Source organism: Mycolicibacterium rutilum, from assembly GCF_900108565.1.
GTDB classification, from domain to species: Bacteria; Actinomycetota; Actinomycetes; order Mycobacteriales; family Mycobacteriaceae; genus Mycobacterium; species Mycobacterium rutilum.
Genome location: NZ_LT629971.1, coordinates 4,838,556 through 4,855,432 on the forward strand (window position 1 = coordinate 4,838,556; position 16,877 = coordinate 4,855,432).

The window sequence follows — 16,877 nt, forward strand, 5'->3', positions numbered from 1 at the left end:
TCAGGTCGCGGGCTTGTCGCCCTCGTCGTCGGGCCCGGCCGGATCACCGGGTTCGGTGAAGCCGTCGAGCAGGCCCTTCTTCTGACCTTCGGCGACGGCGCGGCGGCGCTCCTCCTCGGCGGCCAGTTGCAGCGCGGTGCGCGCCCACACCGCCCGCGCCCAGTGGAACGTCACCAGTGCGACGGCCACCCACGCGACGATCAGCCCGATGCCGGGCCCGGGATACTGGTCGGGCGCCGTCTGCCGCGACCACACCGCGAGCAGGCCCAGCAGCGTCGCCACCGTCGACCCGGCCAGCGCCACCCAGGCCAGCGCCCAGCGCCGGGTCAGCAGCGCCAGCATCGAAAACCCGGTGCCGAACACCAGAGCCAACCAGGTGAAGACCCGCAGCGGCAGCGTCACGCCCTCGCGTACCGCGGCGTCGCTGTAGGTCAGCACGTCGAGCCCGCGGGCGGACCCGGTGTAGGGCAGGATGAACGACACCAGCAGCGCGAACACGCCGATCGCGATGACCAAAGCCCGTGCGCCCGGGTCGATCTCGCGTGCGACGCGACGTTCGGCTGCTTCCAGGTCGCCCTTGAACTGATCGAAACCGTTGTCGGTCATCGCGCGCACCCCGGTGACGCCTCGGTCGCGGCGGGCGCGCCGATGCCGGGCATGCCCAGGCCCACGCCCGTGCGGGGGCGCTGCCCGGCGGCGTGGGCGTCTCCCGCACGCGTCCGGCGGTGGTGGTGCGGAACAGAATCGGCGATCAGATGGTGCGGCGCCGCGCCGGTGACGGTCGTGGTGACGACGTCGCCGGGCCGGATGTCGCGTCCGTCGGGGTTGAAGTGCACGAGGCGGCCGTCGCGGGCGCGGCCCGACATCCGGGCCGTGCTGGCGTCCTTGCGGCCCTCGCCGGTGGCGACCAGCACCTCGACGGTACGGCCCACCTGCGCGCGGTTCTCCTCGAGCGAGATCCGCTCCTGGAGCTCGATCAACCGCTGATAGCGTTCGCCGACAATGGCTTTCGGGATCTGGTCGGCGAGTTCGGCGGCCGGTGTGCCGGGGCGCTTCGAATACTGGAAGGTGAACGCGCTGGCGAACCGCGCCTGCTCGACGACGTCGAGGGTGGCCTGGAAGTCCTCCTCGGTCTCCCCCGGGAAACCGACGATGAGGTCGGTGGTGATGGCCGCGTGCGGTATCGCCGCGCGCACCCGGTCGATGATCCCCAGGAAGCGCTCGGCGCGGTAGGAGCGCCGCATCGAGCGCAGGATGCGGTCGGAGCCGGACTGTAGCGGCATGTGCAGCGTCGGGCAGACATTCGGTGTCTCCGCCATCGCCGCGATCACGTCATCGGTGAACTCGGCGGGGTGCGGCGAGGTGAAGCGCAGCCGCTCCAGACCGTCGATGGTGCCGCAGGCGCGCAACAGCTTGGCGAAGGCGCCGCGGTCGCGTGGCTGTCCGGGATCGGCGAAGGACACGCCGTAGGCGTTGACGTTCTGCCCGAGCAGCGTCACCTCGAGGACACCCTGGTCCACCAGCGACTGCACCTCGGCGAGCACATCGCCCGGCCGGCGGTCGACTTCCTTGCCCCGCAGCGCGGGCACGATGCAGAACGTGCAGGTGTTGTTGCAGCCCACCGACACCGAAACCCAGGCGGCGTAGGCGGATTCACGCGCGGCGGGCAGCGCCGAGGGGAATTCCTGCAGGGCTTCGACGATCTCGACCTGGGCGGCGCGGTTGTGCCGGGCCCGGTCCAGCAGCGCCGGAAGGGAGCCGATGTTGTGGGTGCCGAACACCACGTCGACGTAGGGCGCCTTGCGCAGCACCGCGTCGCGGTCCTTCTGCGCCAGGCACCCGCCGACGGCGATCTGCATGTCGGGTTCGGCCTGCTTGCGCGGCGCCAGGTGGCTGAGGTTGCCGTAGAGCTTGTTGTCGGCGTTCTCGCGCACCGCGCACGTGTTGAACACGACCACGTCGGCGTCCTCGCTGTCGGCGGCCCGCCGGTATCCCGCGGCCTCCAGCAACCCCGCCAGTCGTTCGGAGTCGTGCACGTTCATCTGGCAGCCGTACGTACGGACCTGGTAGGTGCGCGTCGTCGACCGCTCGGGCGAGGACTCGACGGCCGCGCCATGGCGAACGGCATCGTCAGCCGTCGCCGTTCGGGTCACCATCGAAGTCACGGGCACCATCGTACGGACCGGGGTACGGACTGGTCATCGGGGCGATCGGCGCGGATTGCCGAGTTCCGGGCGAGGTCGGCCACTCCTGGGTAAGGTCTCCACCCATGGATGCCAGCGGGACAGATGGGGTCACCGTCGATCCGGCTCAATCAACCGTGCCCATGATCTCGATCAAGGACGTCAACAAGCACTTCGGCGACCTGCATGTGCTCAAGGACATCAACCTCGAAGTCGACCGCGGCCAGGTGATCGTCGTGCTCGGCCCGTCCGGTTCCGGCAAGTCGACGCTGTGCCGCACCATCAACCGGCTCGAACCGATCGATTCGGGCACCATCACCATCGACGGCGAGGCGCTGCCCGAGGAGGGCCGCAAGCTCGCCCAGTTGCGCTCCGACGTCGGGATGGTGTTCCAGTCGTTCAACCTGTTCGCGCACAAGACAATTCTGGAGAACGTCACGCTGGCGCCGATGAAGGTGCGCAAGGCATCGAAGGACAAGGCCCGCGAGACGGCGATGTCGTTGCTGGAGCGGGTCGGTGTGGCCAACCAGGCCGACAAGTACCCGGCGCAGTTGTCCGGCGGCCAGCAGCAGCGCGTCGCGATCGCGCGGTCGCTGGCGATGAGCCCCAAGGTGATGCTCTTCGACGAGCCGACCAGCGCACTGGACCCGGAGATGATCAACGAGGTCCTCAACGTGATGACGTCGTTGGCCAAGGACGGGATGACCATGTTGGTGGTCACCCATGAGATGGGTTTCGCGCGGGGCGCGGCGGACCGCGTGGTGTTCATGGCCGACGGCGCGATCGTCGAGGCGGCCGCGCCGAGCGAATTCTTCACCAACCCGAAGTCCGAGCGGGCCAAGGACTTTCTCGGCAAGATTCTTCATCACTAGACGAAAGGAACTGGAGATGCCATCCATCTCGAAGCGCGTCCTGGGGGCGCTCGCGCTCGTGGTCGCGCTGCCGTTGGCGGCCACCGCGTGCGGCGGAGGCGGTGACAGCGGCGACACGATCGTCATCGGCACCAAGTTCGACCAGCCGGGCCTGGGCCTGAAGAACCCCGACGGCACGATGAGCGGCTTCGACGTGGACGTGGCCAAGTACGTCGCGCAGCAGCTCGGCTATCCCGAGGACAAGATCGAGTGGAAAGAGGCCCCGTCGGGCCAGCGCGAGACGCTGATCCAGAACGATCAGGTCAAGTTCATCGCCGCCACCTACTCGATCACCGACGCGCGCAAGGAGAAGGTCGACTTCGCCGGCCCGTACCTGATCACCGGGCAGAGCCTGCTGGTGCGCTCGGACAACACCGACATCACCGGTGAGGCGTCGCTGCAGAACAACAAGAAACTGTGCTCGGTGTCGGGTTCGACGCCGGCGCAGCGCATCAAGGACAAGTTCCCGGGTGTGCAGCTGCAGCAGTACGACACCTACTCGGCGTGCATCGAGGCGCTCAAGAACGGCGCCATCGACGCGGTGACCACCGACGAGGTGATCCTGGCCGGGTACGCGGCGCAGAGCCCGGGCGCGTTCAAGGTGGTCGGCGGCACGTTCTCCGAGGAGAACTACGGGATCGGGCTGAAGAAGGGCGACACCGAGCTGCTGACGCAGATCAACGACGCGCTGGTCAAGATGGAGCAGGACGGCTCGTGGAAGAAGGCCTGGGACGAGAACCTGGGTCCGGCGGGCATCCCCGCCCCGCAGCCGCCGCAGATCAACCAGAGCTGACGGGCCTCCACCACTTCAGGAGGTGATGTGGAGGTTCTTCCGGGATACACCGTCGGCCAGATCGTCGAGTCGTTCTGGACGACGATCCAGCTGACGGTCTACTCCGCCATCGGGGCGTTGGTGCTCGGCACGGTGCTGGCCGCGATGCGGCTGGCGCCGGTGCCGATGCTCAACTGGCTCGGCACCGCGTACGTCAACGTGGTCCGCAACACGCCGCTGACGCTGATTATTCTGTTCTGCTCGTTCGGGCTGGCGCAGACGATGGGCATCACGCTGGCGAATCAGCAGTCGCTGACGTCGATCGACGACAGCAACTTCCGGCTGGCGGTGCTCGGCCTGGCGGTCTACACCGCGGCGTTCGTGTGCGAGACGGTGCGCTCGGGTGTCAACACCGTGCCGCTGGGCCAGGCCGAAGCGGCACGGTCGCTGGGTCTGACGTTCGGACAGAACCTGCGACTCATCTTGTTGCCGCAGGCTTTTCGTGCGGTGGTCATCCCGCTGGGCTCGGTGTTGATCGCGTTGACGAAGAACACCACGATCGCGTCGGCGATCGGTGTCGCCGAGGCGGCGCTGTTGATGAAGGAGATGATCGAGAACACCGCGGCGATCATGACGGTCGGGGCGATCTTCGCGCTCGGCTTCGTCGTCCTGACGTTGCCGACCGGGCTGTTCTTCAGCTGGCTGGGTAAGCGAATGGCGGTGGCCCGGTGAGCTCGGTCCTGTTCGACACCCCGGGGCCGCGGGCGCGGGCCCGCAACCGGGTGTTCAACGTCGTCACCGCCGTCGTCGTCCTCGTGGTGCTCTGGGTGGTGTACACGCGGCTGGAGGCCAAAGACCAACTGACCGCAGCAAAATGGGAACCGTTCCTGACGCCGAACCTGTGGACGACCTACGTGCTGCCCGGTGTGCAGGGCACGCTGACGGCGGCCGCGGTGTCGATCGTGCTGGCGCTGGTGTTGGGCTTCGTGCTCGGTGTGGGACGGCTGTCGACGCACAACGGGATCCGGTGGGTCTGCGCCGTGCTCGTGGAGTTCCTGCGCGCGGTGCCCGTGCTGATCATGATGTTGTTCGCGTACTCGGTGTACGCGCTCTACGACGTGTTCCCGGGTAAGCATCTGGCGCTGGCCGGTGTCATCACCGGCCTGACCCTGTACAACGGCGCGGTGATCGCCGAGATCGTCCGCGCCGGGGTGCACGCGCTGCCCCGCGGGCAGGCCGAAGCGGCATCGGCGCTGGGCCTGACCTGGGGTCAGACGATGCGCTCGATCCTGTTGCCGCAGGCCATCACATCGATGCTGCCGGTGCTGATCTCGCAGCTGGTGGTGGTGCTCAAGGACTCCGCGATCGGCTACATCATCACGTTCCTCGAGATGGTCCGCCAGGGCGTGCAGATGGGTGCCGCCTACGGCAACCTGCTGCCCGCGCTGATCGTGATCGCGATCCTGATGATCAGCGTGAACTTCGCGCTGTCCTGGTTGGCGACCAGGGTGGAAGCCAGGATGCGTCGGTCCCGCCGCGGGCCGGCGCCGCTGGAGTCCGAGGCCGTCGAGCAGGAAGGCGCGCCCGGCGCGAAAGCGGTTTAGCCTCGCGTGATTTCGGCGCAGTGCTGCAGCAGTTCGGCACCGGGCGGCTGGTAGAACGACAGCACGACATGCTCGCAGCCCATGTTCGCGTACTCGGCGACGGCGGCGAGTTGGGCCTCGACCTGCTCGGGTTGGTCCGGGTGCAGGAACAGCTGGACGCCGCGCCGGATCGATGACGGGTCACGCCCGGCGTCCCGGCACGCTCGATCGAGGTGGTCGCGCGCGGTCGCCCAGTCCTGCGGGGCGGTGCTCGGCATGTTCCACTCGTCGGCGTGGCGCGCGGCGACCGCGAGCATCTTGGGCTGCGACGCGCCCACGACGATCGGCGGGTGCGGCTGCTGCAGCGGTTTCGGGTCGCAGCGTGCGCCGCGCAGCGTGTAGAACCGGCCGTCGAAGTCGACGGTGTCCTCGGTCCACAGCCGGCGGATGACGGTGAGCGCTTCGTCGACCATCGCCACGCGCTCCCCCGGCGACGGGAAGTCGATGCCGTAGCCGCGGTGTTCGTCCTCGTGCCACCCGGCCCCGATTCCGAAGTCCAGCCGTCCACCGCTGATGTGGTCGACGGTGACGGCCATCTTGGCCAGCACCGCGGGGTTGCGGTAGGTGACGCCGCTGACCAGGCAACCCACCCGTGCGCGACGGACCACCACCGCCATCGCCGAAAGGCTGGTCCAGCCTTCGAGAGTCGGTGTCGTCGGGTCCACCAGGCCGTAGAAGTGGTCGTAGTTCCACACGGCGGGGAAGCCGAGTTCGTCGGCGCTGCGCCAGAACCGCTCGAGGACCGGGTAGTCGAAAGTGGGCGCGAGTTTGGCCGAAACCTGCATCGGCGCAATCTACCTCGCGCGCCGGCAGAATTCGCGGTAGCGGCGCGCGGCCGCAACCCACTACGGGACACTGACCGGTGTGCAGATGAGCTATTCCGCGTTGGAGCTGCTACCCGAGTCGACGTTGCGCACCGGGGTGGACCTGATGGTGCGCCTGGTGGAAGCGGCCGGCGCCGTGGTCATCGTGATCGGCGCCCTGGTGGCGATCGTGAAGTTCTTCGCCGCGTTGCTTCGGCGTGACGCCATCGAGTTCTCCTCGGTGCGGTTGACCCTGGGCCGGTTCCTCGCCCTCGGGCTGGAGTTTCAGCTCGCCAGCGACGTGCTGCGGACGGCGATCTCGCCGTCGTTCGAGGAGATCGGAAAACTGGCGGCCATCGCGGCCATCCGCACGGCGTTGAACTACTTCCTGGCCAAGGAGATCGCCGCCGAACAGCGCGCGATCGAACAGCGCGACGCGCCGGCACCGTGATCGGCCTCGACGACCTGTCCTGGGTCATCGCCGCGGCGGGCATCGTGCTGGCCGCGTTGACGGTGGTGGTGCTGCGCCGGCCGCAGCTGGCTCTGCATGTGCTGCTGGACCTGCTGCTGGCTGCGGGCCTGCTGCGGCTCAGCGCCGACGCGTCCTGGCGGTCGATCGCCGTCACCGCCATCGTGATCGCGGTGCGCCACCTGCTCACCCGCGGCCTGCGGCCCGTTACACCCGGCGGCGTTCGCGTTCGTTGGCCAACGCCACCTTGACGACGTCGAACGCCATGGTCTGGCCGTAGCCGCGCCGGGCCAGCATCCCCACCAGCCGGCGTGTCAGCTTCGCGTCGTCGTCATCGGCGAGTTTCTCCCGGCGCAGCTTGTCGGCGACCAGGCGTTCGGCGCGGGCGCGTTCGGCGGCGGGATCGTCGTCGGCGAGGACCGCGTCGATCACGTCGTTGTCGACGCCCTTGGTGCGCAGTTCGGCGATCAGCGCGCGTCGCCCTTTGCCGGCGTTCGCCCGCCGCGACCGCACCCACTGTTCGGCGAAATCGGCGTCATCGATCAGGCCGACCTCAGTGAGCCGGTCGAGCACGCGCTCGCTGACGTCCTCGGGATAGCCGCGCTTGGCCAGGTGAGTGGTCAGCTCTGCGCGGGTGCGTGCCCTCGCGGTGAGCAGCCGCAGACACAGGTTCCGCGCCTGCTCCTCGCGGGAGGCCTCAGAAGTCGACCGGGGCGGGCAGGACTTCGTCATCTGTCACCACGGCGCCGATGCCGAGCTTCTCTTTGATTTTCTTCTCGATCTCGTTGGCCACGTCGGTGTTCTCGAGCAGGAAGTTGCGGGCGTTCTCCTTGCCCTGGCCGAGCTGCTCGCCTTCGTAGGTGAACCACGAGCCGGACTTGCGGATGAAGCCCTGCTCGACACCCATGTCGATCAGCGAGCCCTCCCGGCTGATGCCCTTGCCGTAGAGGATGTCGAACTCGGCCTGCTTGAACGGCGGCGACACCTTGTTCTTGACCACCTTGACCCGCGTGCGGTTACCGACCGCGTCGGTGCCGTCCTTGAGGGTCTCGATGCGCCGAACGTCCATGCGGACCGAGGCGTAGAACTTCAAAGCCTTACCACCCGTTGTCGTTTCGGGCGAGCCGAACATCACGCCGATCTTTTCGCGGAGCTGGTTGATGAAGATCGCGGTGGTGCCCGAGTTGTTCAGCGCGCCGGTCATCTTGCGCAGCGCCTGGCTCATCAGCCGGGCCTGCAGACCGACGTGGCTGTCGCCCATCTCACCCTCGATCTCGGCGCGCGGCACCAGCGCGGCCACCGAGTCGATGACCAGGATGTCCAGTGCCCCGGAGCGGATCAGCATGTCGGCGATCTCCAACGCCTGCTCACCGGTGTCGGGCTGGGACACCAGCAGCGCGTCGGTGTCCACCCCGAGCTTCTTGGCGTACTCGGGGTCCAGCGCGTGCTCGGCGTCGATGAACGCCGCGATGCCGCCGGCGGCTTGCGCGTTGGCGACTGCGTGCAGCGCGACGGTGGTCTTACCCGAGGACTCCGGGCCGTAGATCTCGACGACCCGGCCGCGCGGCAGGCCGCCGATGCCGAGCGCCACGTCCAGGGCGATCGAGCCGGTCGGGATGACCGAGATCGGCTGGCGGACCTCCTCGCCCAGCCGCATCACCGAGCCCTTGCCGAAGTTCTTGTCGATCTGCGCGAGTGCCAGCTCGAGGGCCTTCTCGCGGTCGGGTGCCTGCGCCATGGTGGTCTCCGTCCTTCGGATGTCTAGCTGTTCGGTGATCGGTTTCGATCAGTTGGCCGTGACGCTAGAGGCAGCCACCGACAAGTTCGGGACAAGTCGGCCTGACCAGCATCTAGCCGTCGAACACTGCCCACAGTAACGAACGTGTGTTCGATGGCAAGGAGGCGCGCCGTGTCGGGGGAACGCGAGTCACCACTGATCGCGCGGGACGTCGAAGTCCGCGCACAGTGCCCGCCAGACGTCGCGCGGATCGACACCGTCCTCGATGGCCTGCGCGGCGGTGCGCCCGTCCAGACCCGTCAGCACGTGGTCCACGACCAGCGATGCGCCCCGCGCCGGGCCGAACTGCCCGTCCACGAGTTCGCGGAACTCCGTCAATCGCACGAGCCCAAACTACGCCGACGTCGACACGGCTTCATGGCACACCCGTACCGGATCGTCGACGTCCGCGATGGACGCCCCCGCCCTGCGGGCGGCCTCCCGATATCCGTCGCCGGCCAGCACGGCGCGCACCGCCCGGGCCAGTGCGTCCGCCTCCAGCGGCCGCACCAGTTGCGCACTGCCTTGCCGCACAACACGATTGGCGATCTCCCACTGGTCACCCCCGCCGGGCACCACCACCATCGGCACGCCGGCCAGCAGCGTCTTGGAGACCATGCCGTGTCCCCCGCCGCAGATGACGAGGTCGGCGTGCTCGAGCAGTTCGTCCTGCCTGCCCAGGCCGACCACCGCCCACGGCGGCACCCCGACGTCGGTGCCGCCCAGCCGCGACACCACCACCCGCGATCCGGCCGGCAGCACCTCCCCCGGTGTCAGCGCCGCCAGCGCCACCTCGGCCAACCCGCCGGCGCCGGTCGTCGCGGTCGACGGCGCCACGACCACCACCGGCCCCGCGCCGGCCGGGATCTCGAGCGTTGTCGTGGTCGGTTCGAAGTGCAGCGGTCCCACCACGACCGCCTCCTGCGGCCAGTCCGTGCGCGGCACTTCCAGCGCGGGCAGCGTGGCGATCAGCCGGCGCAGCGGCCCCGGGTCGGTCGCCGGCAGCCCGATCTCGACCCGGGCGTCGGAACGCTGCTGGATGCCTTCGCGCCAGGACCGGGCCGACAGCGCCCGCATCACGGCGTCGCGCAGCCGGCCGCGCAGACCCACCCCCGGCGCCAGCCCGCTGCCGATCGGGGGCAGCCCCTTCGACGGCCGGTACAGCGGGTGCGGGTTCAGCTCCACCCAGGGCAGCCCGAGGAGTTCGGCCGCGAACCCGCCCGCGGTGGTGATCACGTCGGAGACCACCAGATCGGGGGCCAGCTCGCGCAACGGTGGCGCGTTGAGCACCGCCATCCGCGCGCCCCGGCGGTGGATCTTGGCGCCCGCGTCGGCGTCGTCGTCGGTGTCGGCGGGGTCGAGGCCCAGCAGTTCCACCGCGTCCAGCCCGGCGGCGCGCGCGGTGTCGAGCCATTCCGTACCGGTCAGCAGCGTCGCCGAATCACCGTTGGCCAGAAAGCGAAGACCCAACGCGATCGCCGGGAACGCATGTCCGGGATCCGGGCCGGCGACGATCGCGACACGCATTGGGCTACCCTGCCACAGCACGTGGCCACTAGGCTGACCCCATGACCGACCAGGCTTCCGGGGTACATACCGACCTCGACAATGTCCGGGCGGTGGAGACCTTCCTCTACGCCCTGCAGGACCAGGATTTCGACGTCGCCGACACCTTGCTCGCCGACAACGCCGAATGGCAGAACGTCGGCTATCCCACGATCCGCGGTCGCCAACGCATCGTCGGGTTGATGCGCCGTGGCCAGGGCCGCTTCGGATTTGAGGTGAAGATCCACCGGATCGCCGCCGAAGGCAACTCGGTGCTCACCGAACGCACCGACGCGCTGGTGTTCGGCCCGGTGCGACTGCAGTTCTGGGTGTGCGGAACCTTCGAGCTGCATGCCGGGCGAATCACGTTGTGGCGCGACTACTTCGACACCCTGGACTTCCTCAAGGCCACCGTGCGCGGGCTGGCCGCGACGGTGTTCCCGTCGCTGCGTCCCACGATGTAGCTAGGCCCCGCGGACGTGCCCGAGTTCGTCGAACGCCTGCGCCCAGCCGATGAGCCGGTCGGTGGCATTGGACAACTCGTCGCGGTAGCGCTGCTGCCACATCGGTGAGGTGGACGCCGGCCCGGCGTTCGCGGCGGACACCAGTTGCGCTGCGGCCGTGACCATCTCGTTGTACTGACGGGCGCCGTGGTCGAGTTGCGCGGTGAAGGCCTGGATCGTCGGCACCAGATGGGCGCGTGACTGCGGGGCCGATCCGATCGCGCGTTCCATCGAGACCACCTCGTTGGCGGTGGCCGCCATCGTCGCCGCGGTCTGGTTTGCCGCTGCGGCGATTTCGCGGAGTTCGTCGGCGGGCAGCATCCGGCCGCGTTCCATCACACCGAGCAGCGAATGCAGTCCGCGTTCGGACGCCGCCAGCGCGGCCATCGGCTGACGCGCCGCCGATCCCCACGGCGGCAGCCGCCGCCCGGCGCGGGACCGCTGCGGCGGCAACGGTTCACCCTTGAGCCAGCGGTAGCGCAGGAACGTCAGCGTCGCCAAAAACGCCGCCCCCGCCGCGATCGGCGCCGGGATGAACAGCGCCCACCACGGGGTGCTCCATGCCGCCAGCAGCGCCGTCACGCCGATCCAGAACACGCACGAGAACCCGAAGAACACCGTCAGCCGCAGCGCCCACCGCCGCTTGCGCAGCAGCTTGGCCCGCGGATCCGCCGCGGCGCTGAGCTTGGCGGCCAGCACATCCGACCACTCCGCGGCGGTGTCCACCCCGCGCTGCATCAGCGAGCGCCACGCCTCCGGCCGGCTCGTACGCGAACTCATGGCATTCCTCGAAAACTACTGTGACAGCGGATTTTCCGGTGTCGCCTGGGTCGGGTTGGCGGCCGGGGTGGCCGGCGATGCCGCGGCGTTGCCGCCGGCGGGCAGCTGCTCACCGCGCATGGACGCGCGGATCTGCTCCAGCCGGGAGTGCCCGGCCATCTGCACACTGGCCTGCTGAACCTCGAGCATCCGGCCCTGCACCGAGTTCTGCGCCAGCTCGGCCTCGCCCATCGCGTTGGCGTAGCGGCGCTCGATCTTCTGGCGCACCTCGTCGAGGCTGGGCGTGGTGCCCGGGGCGGCCAGTTCGCTCATGGACCGCAGCGAGGAGCTGACCTGCTCCTGCATCTTGGCCTGCTCGAGCTGGCTGAGCAGCTTGGTGCGCTCGGCGATCTTCTGCTGCAGCATCATCGCGTTCTGCTCGACGGCCTTCTTGGCCTGGCCCGCGGCCTGCAGCGCCTGGTCGTGCAGCCCCTTGAGGTCTTCGACGCTCTGCTCGGCGGTCACCAACTGCGCGGCGAACGCCTCGGCGGCGTTGTTGTACTCGGTGGCCTTGGCGGCATCACCGGCCGCGGTGGCCTGGTCGGCCAGCGTCAACGCCTGGCGCACATTGACCTGCAGCTTCTCGATGTCGGCGAGCTGACGGTTCAGCCGCATCTCCAGCTGGCGCTGGTTGCCGATGACCTGCGCGGCCTGCTGGGTCAGCGCCTGGTGCTGACGCTGCGCTTCCTCGATCGCCTGCTGGATCTGCACCTTCGGGTCGGCGTACTCGTCGACCTTGGAGCTGAACAGCGCCATGAGGTACTTCCACGCCTTGACGAACGGATTGGCCATTTGAGTTCACTCCGCCTTCGTGTCTGTCGGTTGTCCCGGCCTCACCGATACCCGGCTCACCGTGCTGCCCAATCTATCGGGTCAGCGTGCCTCACCACACCCACAAGACGGGTCAGGCCACCGCCATCGACACGACCTGCGGGATGACGACCTTGGTCGCGGCGTCGATGTTGGCCGCACCCGCGGCGGCGACAGCAGCGCGCTCCTCGCGTTCCATCTCGTCGCCGGCATCGGAGAGCACCCGCGACAGAGGGATGTCGAGGGCCCCGCAGATCGCGCTGAGCAGTTCGCTCGACGCCTCCTTGCGTCCCCGCTCGACCTCGGAGAGGTAACCGAGGCTGACGCGGGCGGTGTCGGAGACCTCACGCAGCGTGCGCCCCTGGTCGACACGGGCCCGACGCAGCACGTCGCCGATCACCTCGCGAAGCAATGCCGTCATCGTGCTCTCCCTTCCGGGGGGTCAGTTCGGGGCTTTCTAATAGCGCAACGCCGCGCCCCGGCCCGATGGTTCCCGGTGTACCCAGATCGCTGTCAAGCTCACTGTCCAGCGACGGCGGCCCGCAACCGGGCGAGCGCCTCGCCGACCGCGGCGAGGCGGATCTCCCATCGCGATCCGGTCAGCGCGAGCGCGACGACGTCGGTGGTCACCGGGCCGGCGATGCCCAGGAACACCGTGCCGACGGGATGCCCGCCGTGCGGTTCGGGTCCGGCCACCCCGGTCAGGCCGACGCCCCAGGTCGCGGCGCACCGCTGCTGCGCACCGACGGCCAACGCCCGCGCGGTCGGCGCGGCGACCGGGCCCACGTCGTCGAGCACCTCGCGCGGGACGCCCGCCAACGAGACCTTGGTGTCCTCCATATAGGTGACCAGCCCGCCGCGCAGCACTGCGCTGGCACCGGCCACTCCGGCCAGGGTCGCCGCCAGCAGGCCCGCGGTCAGCGATTCCGCGGTGGCGACGGTCTGCCCGCGCACGGTCAGGTCGGCGACCAGCCCGCGGGCGGCGTCATCGACCAGCGGGTCGTCCACGGGAGTCCTTGATCGCCGAGACCACGTAATCGACGCCGGTGACGACGGTCAACGCAACGGCCGCCCACATGATCACCCACGCCGCCGAGAGCCAGGCCCCCGACAGCGGCAGCACGAACAGGCCGATCGCCACGGCCTGCACCAGCGTCTTGAGTTTGCCGCCGCGGCTCGCCGGGATCACCCCGTGCCGCAACACGGCGAACCGCAGCACCGTGATGCCGAGTTCGCGGACCAGGATCACGATGGTGATCCACCACGGCAGCTCGCCGAGCATCGAGAGCCCGATCAGCGCGGCGCCGATGAGCGCCTTGTCGGCGATCGGGTCGGCGAGCGTGCCGAACTCGGTGACCATGCCGTAGCTGCGGGCCAGGGCCCCGTCGAAGCGATCGGTGATGACCGCAACGCAGAACACCACGAATGCCGCTATCCGCCAGAATGTTTCATGGCCGTCACCGACGAAGAGCACGACGAGGAAGACCGGGACCAACGCGAACCGCACGCCGGTGAGGACATTGGCGATGTTCGCTATCCGGGCGCGCGGCACCACCGGATCGATATGAGGTTGGCCCGCCACCGCAACAGAATATCGGTAGACCGAACCGATACTCTCCACCTGTGAGCCCTCAATCCGGCCAGGTCGTCGTGCGGCGCGCGCGAACCACGGATGTTCCCGCAATCAAATCGTTGGTGGACATCTACGCCGGCAAGATCCTGCTGGAGAAAAATCTCGTCACGCTCTACGAGGCCGTGCAGGAGTTCTGGGTCGCCGAAGTCGACGACGAACTGATCGGCTGCGGCGCCCTGCACGTGCTGTGGTCCGATCTCGGTGAGGTCCGTACCGTCGCGGTGCACCCGAAGGTGCGCGGCCAGGGCGTCGGGCACGCGATCGTCGACCGCCTGCTCGACGTCGCCCGCGAGCTGCACCTCGAACGGATCTTCGTGCTCACCTTCGAGGTGGCGTTCTTCAGCAGGCATGGCTTCCGTGAGATCGACGGCACACCAGTCACCGCCGAGGTGTACGAGGAGATGTGCCGCTCCTACGACACCGGTGTCGCCGAGTTCCTCGACCTGTCCTACGTCAAGCCCAACATCCTCGGTAACACGCGAATGCTGCTCACTCTGTAGCGCTCTCACCGCCGTTGGCGTCGGAGCCGCCGCGGATCAACGCCAGCGTCGCCGCCAGCTCGTCGGGTTTGACCAACACCTCGCGCGCCTTCGATCCCTCGGAGGGGCCGACGATGTTGCGGGTTTCCATCAGGTCCATCAACCGGCCTGCCTTGGCGAACCCGACGCGCAACTTGCGCTGCAGCATCGAGGTCGAACCGAACTGGCTGGACACCACGAGTTCGACCGCCTGCAGGAAGACGTCCATGTCGTCGCCGATGTCGGGGTCGACGTCGGTGCGATCGCTGTTGGTCTTGGCGTTGGTGACGCCCTCGGTGTACTCGGGTTCGGCCTGCGCCTTGGTCGCCTCGACGACCGCGCCGATCTCCTCGTCGGTGATGAACGCGCCCTGCAACCGGATCGGCTTGTTCGCACCCATCGGCAGGAACAGCCCGTCGCCCATGCCGATCAGCTTCTCGGCGCCCTGCTGATCCAGGATGACCCGGCTGTCGGTCAGCGAGGACGTGGCGAACGCCAACCTCGACGGCACGTTGGTCTTGATCAGGCCGGTGACGACGTCGACCGAGGGACGCTGCGTCGCCAACACCAGGTGGATGCCTGCGGCACGGGCCTTCTGGGTGATCCGCACGATCGCGTCCTCGACGTCGCGCGGCGCGGTCATCATCAGGTCGGCCAACTCGTCGACGATAGCGATGATGTACGGGTACGGCTTGTACTCGCGCTGACTGCCCAGCGGAGTGGTGATCTCGCCGGAGCGCACCTTCTTGTTGAAGTCGTCGATGTGGCGCACCCGCGACGCCTGCATGTCCTGGTAGCGCTGCTCCATCTCCTCGACCAGCCACGCCAGCGCCGCGGCGGCCTTCTTGGGCTGGGTGATGATCGGCGTGATCAGATGCGGTATGCCCTCGTAGGGCGTCAGTTCCACCATCTTCGGGTCGATCAGGATCATCCTGACCTCCTCCGGGGTGGCCCGCACCAGCAGCGACACCAGCATCGAGTTGACGAAGCTCGACTTACCCGAGCCGGTCGAACCGGCGACCAGCAGGTGCGGCATCTTGGCCAGGTTCGCCGAGATGTATTCGCCCTCAATGTCTTTCCCGAGACCGATCACCAGCGGGTGGTGATCGGCGCGGGTCTCCGGATCGGTGAGCACATCGGCCAGCCGCACCATCTCGCGATCGACGTTGGGCACCTCGATACCGACCGCCGACTTACCCGGGATCGGCGCCAGCATGCGGACGCTCTCGGTGGCCACCGCGTAAGCGATATTGCGTTGCAGCGCAGTGATCTTCTCGACCTTCACACCGGGCCCGAGTTCGACCTCGTAACGGGTGACCGTCGGTCCCCGGGTGCAGCCGGTGACCGCCGCGTCGACCTTGAACTGCTGCAGCACTTCGGTGATCGCCTCGATCATCCGGTCGTTTCCGGCGCTGCGGCGCTTGGGCGGATCACCGGCGATCAGCAGATCCAACGACGGCAGCGTGTAGGGGCCCTCGACCACCCGATCGATCGACAGCGCCTGCGCCTTGGCGGCCTTCTTCTTTCGCGGCTTGGCCTCCGGAACGGTGGGTGCCTCGTCCTCGAGCGGGTAGTTCTCCATCGGCGTGCGCGCGTCGAACGGCGCCGGCGCGTCGCCGGCCGGCCAGGGCTGAGCGGCGTCCCCCGCCGGCAGCGCGTTGTCGTAGTAGCCGTCGGAGAAGTCGTCGGAGTCGGTGATGACGGCGGTGTCCTCGTCGTCGTACTCGTCCTCGTAGTACTCGTCGTCGTAACCGCGTGTGGAGAACATCGCCCGCACGGTCGACGGCACTTCGCGGATCGTCGTACCGGTCACCAGCAGCACCCCGAACAGCACGCCGATGAAGAGCAGCGGCGCGGCGATCCAGGCCGTCAGGCCGTCCGACAGCGGGCCGCCGATCGCGAAACCGATGAACCCCGCGGCGTGCTGGCGGTCCGTGGGGTCCGTCGGCGATCCGGCCCACAGATGCCACAGCCCCAGCGCCGGCAGCGCGATCATCACCGAGCCGAGGATCAACCGCGGCCGCGCCTCGGGATCGGGTTCGGTGCGCATCAGCGTCACCCCGACGCCCGCCAGGGCGATCGGCACCAGCACCACCGCCGAGCCGATCAGGATCCTGACGAAGGTGTCGATCCACGCACCGACGGGCCGCGCCGCGTCGAACCAGGACGACGCGGCCACCACGACCGCCAGACCCAGCAGCGCAAGAGCGAGGCCGTCGCGGCGGTGTCCGGGCTCGAGATCGCGGGCGCGTCCGACGGAGCGGGCGGTGCTTCCCGCTCCCTTGGCCAGCATCAGCCAGCCGGCGCGCACCCCGCGGCCGACGGAGACCCCGGCGGCCGAGACCGGCGACGCGTTCCTGCGGGGCGCCGGCTTGCGACGGGGCGCGCTGCGGCCGCTCGCCCGGGAACCCGCCTTTGACCTGCTCGAACTGGTCCGAGAGCGGGCTGCGGTCTTACTAGGCATGGCTGTCAGACTAGTCGCTTTAGCCCC

21 protein-coding genes are annotated in these 16,877 nt (G+C 68.7%); 8 read left to right on the plus strand and 13 right to left on the minus strand.

The window, feature by feature from the left end:
- Both BLW81_RS23545 and miaB read right to left on the minus strand, forming a co-directional pair.
- Positions 1-606 carry an Rv2732c family membrane protein gene (locus BLW81_RS23545; RefSeq protein WP_157897814.1) on the minus strand — a complete coding sequence of 202 codons (606 nt, stop codon included), beginning with the start codon at positions 604-606 and terminating at the stop codon, positions 1-3.
- Positions 603-2,156, minus strand: coding sequence for a tRNA (N6-isopentenyl adenosine(37)-C2)-methylthiotransferase MiaB (miaB, locus tag BLW81_RS23550; RefSeq protein ID WP_083410771.1), 1,554 nt, complete (start codon positions 2,154-2,156; stop codon positions 603-605). The genes BLW81_RS23545 and miaB overlap by 4 nt, the downstream gene beginning before the upstream one ends.
- Before the next feature lie 170 nt (positions 2,157-2,326).
- Here miaB and BLW81_RS23555 point away from each other — a divergent pair, with 170 nt between their 5' ends.
- Genes BLW81_RS23555 through BLW81_RS23570 form a run of 4 tightly spaced genes read left to right on the plus strand, consistent with a single transcriptional unit; the run spans position 2,327 to position 5,470 of the window.
- On the plus strand, positions 2,327-3,055 hold the full coding sequence (locus BLW81_RS23555) for an amino acid ABC transporter ATP-binding protein (RefSeq protein WP_083409275.1): 729 nt from the start codon (positions 2,327-2,329) through the stop codon (positions 3,053-3,055).
- Positions 3,056-3,071: 16 nt separating this feature from the next.
- Positions 3,072-3,887, plus strand: coding sequence for a glutamate ABC transporter substrate-binding protein (locus tag BLW81_RS23560; RefSeq protein WP_083409276.1), 816 nt, complete (start codon positions 3,072-3,074; stop codon positions 3,885-3,887).
- 27 nt (positions 3,888-3,914) lie between these two features.
- A complete protein-coding gene (locus tag BLW81_RS23565; RefSeq protein WP_083409277.1) occupies positions 3,915-4,598 on the plus strand; it encodes an amino acid ABC transporter permease in 684 nt (227 codons plus the stop codon).
- Entirely contained in the window at positions 4,595-5,470 is an 876-nt protein-coding gene (locus tag BLW81_RS23570) for an amino acid ABC transporter permease (RefSeq protein ID WP_083409278.1), read from the plus strand. Before BLW81_RS23565 ends, BLW81_RS23570 begins: the two co-directional genes overlap by 4 nt.
- On the opposite strand, the gene BLW81_RS23575 is transcribed toward BLW81_RS23570, so the two are convergent.
- Positions 5,467-6,294 (minus strand): TIGR03560 family F420-dependent LLM class oxidoreductase, encoded by an 828-nt coding sequence (locus tag BLW81_RS23575; RefSeq protein WP_083409279.1) that lies wholly within the window; start codon positions 6,292-6,294, stop codon positions 5,467-5,469. The genes BLW81_RS23570 and BLW81_RS23575 overlap by 4 nt on opposite strands.
- 85 nt (positions 6,295-6,379) lie before the next feature.
- Here BLW81_RS23575 and BLW81_RS23580 point away from each other — a divergent pair, with 85 nt between their 5' ends.
- Together BLW81_RS23580 and BLW81_RS23585 are read left to right on the plus strand one after the other, a co-directional pair.
- The gene (locus BLW81_RS23580; RefSeq protein WP_083410772.1) at positions 6,380-6,763 is read left to right on the plus strand and encodes a DUF1622 domain-containing protein; all 384 of its coding nucleotides are present in this window, start codon (positions 6,380-6,382) and stop codon (positions 6,761-6,763) included.
- Positions 6,760-7,032 (plus strand): hypothetical protein, encoded by a 273-nt coding sequence (locus BLW81_RS23585; protein WP_235632076.1) that lies wholly within the window; start codon positions 6,760-6,762, stop codon positions 7,030-7,032. Before BLW81_RS23580 ends, BLW81_RS23585 begins: the two co-directional genes overlap by 4 nt.
- Here BLW81_RS23585 and recX read toward each other — a convergent pair.
- The 4 genes from recX to BLW81_RS23605 all read right to left on the minus strand — a co-directional run bounded on the left by recX (position 6,989) and on the right by BLW81_RS23605 (position 10,085).
- Positions 6,989-7,513 carry a recombination regulator RecX gene (gene recX / locus BLW81_RS23590; RefSeq protein WP_083409280.1) on the minus strand — a complete coding sequence of 175 codons (525 nt, stop codon included), beginning with the start codon at positions 7,511-7,513 and terminating at the stop codon, positions 6,989-6,991. The genes BLW81_RS23585 and recX overlap by 44 nt on opposite strands.
- Positions 7,479-8,519 carry a recombinase RecA gene (gene recA / locus BLW81_RS23595; RefSeq protein ID WP_083409281.1) on the minus strand — a complete coding sequence of 347 codons (1,041 nt, stop codon included), beginning with the start codon at positions 8,517-8,519 and terminating at the stop codon, positions 7,479-7,481. Before recA ends, recX begins: the two co-directional genes overlap by 35 nt.
- 189 nt (positions 8,520-8,708) lie before the next feature.
- On the minus strand, positions 8,709-8,903 hold the full coding sequence (locus tag BLW81_RS23600) for a DUF3046 domain-containing protein (protein WP_083409282.1): 195 nt from the start codon (positions 8,901-8,903) through the stop codon (positions 8,709-8,711).
- A gap of 9 nt (positions 8,904-8,912) precedes the next feature.
- Positions 8,913-10,085 (minus strand): glycosyltransferase, encoded by a 1,173-nt coding sequence (locus BLW81_RS23605; RefSeq protein WP_083409283.1) that lies wholly within the window; start codon positions 10,083-10,085, stop codon positions 8,913-8,915.
- 41 nt (positions 10,086-10,126) lie between these two features.
- Here BLW81_RS23605 and BLW81_RS23610 point away from each other — a divergent pair, with 41 nt between their 5' ends.
- Positions 10,127-10,567, plus strand: a complete 441-nt coding sequence (locus tag BLW81_RS23610; RefSeq protein WP_083409284.1) for a limonene-1,2-epoxide hydrolase family protein — start codon at positions 10,127-10,129, stop codon at positions 10,565-10,567.
- Here BLW81_RS23610 and pspM read toward each other — a convergent pair whose 3' ends face one another.
- From pspM to pgsA, 5 genes are all read right to left on the minus strand, one after another.
- Complete coding sequence (gene pspM / locus BLW81_RS23615; protein WP_083409285.1) at positions 10,568-11,386, minus strand: phage shock envelope stress response protein PspM; 819 nt, start codon at positions 11,384-11,386, stop codon at positions 10,568-10,570.
- Between the two features lie 15 nt (positions 11,387-11,401).
- Complete coding sequence (pspA, locus tag BLW81_RS23620; RefSeq protein ID WP_083409286.1) at positions 11,402-12,217, minus strand: phage shock protein PspA; 816 nt, start codon at positions 12,215-12,217, stop codon at positions 11,402-11,404.
- Positions 12,218-12,329: 112 nt separating this feature from the next.
- A complete protein-coding gene (gene clgR, locus BLW81_RS23625; protein ID WP_083409287.1) occupies positions 12,330-12,656 on the minus strand; it encodes a transcriptional regulator ClgR in 327 nt (108 codons plus the stop codon).
- A 98-nt stretch (positions 12,657-12,754) separates the two neighbouring features.
- Positions 12,755-13,243: a CinA family protein gene (locus BLW81_RS23630; protein WP_083409288.1), complete on the minus strand. Its 489-nt coding sequence runs from the start codon at positions 13,241-13,243 to the stop codon at positions 12,755-12,757.
- Complete coding sequence (gene pgsA, locus BLW81_RS23635; RefSeq protein WP_083409289.1) at positions 13,221-13,817, minus strand: CDP-diacylglycerol--glycerol-3-phosphate 3-phosphatidyltransferase; 597 nt, start codon at positions 13,815-13,817, stop codon at positions 13,221-13,223. Before pgsA ends, BLW81_RS23630 begins: the two co-directional genes overlap by 23 nt.
- Positions 13,818-13,885: 68 nt before the next feature.
- Here pgsA and BLW81_RS23640 point away from each other — a divergent pair, with 68 nt between their 5' ends.
- Complete coding sequence (locus BLW81_RS23640) at positions 13,886-14,368, plus strand: amino-acid N-acetyltransferase (RefSeq protein ID WP_083410774.1); 483 nt, start codon at positions 13,886-13,888, stop codon at positions 14,366-14,368.
- Here the strand turns inward: BLW81_RS23640 and BLW81_RS23645 are convergent.
- Complete coding sequence (locus BLW81_RS23645) at positions 14,358-16,850, minus strand: FtsK/SpoIIIE family DNA translocase (protein ID WP_157897816.1); 2,493 nt, start codon at positions 16,848-16,850, stop codon at positions 14,358-14,360. The genes BLW81_RS23640 and BLW81_RS23645 overlap by 11 nt on opposite strands.
- Between the last annotated feature and the right edge of the window lie 27 nt (positions 16,851-16,877).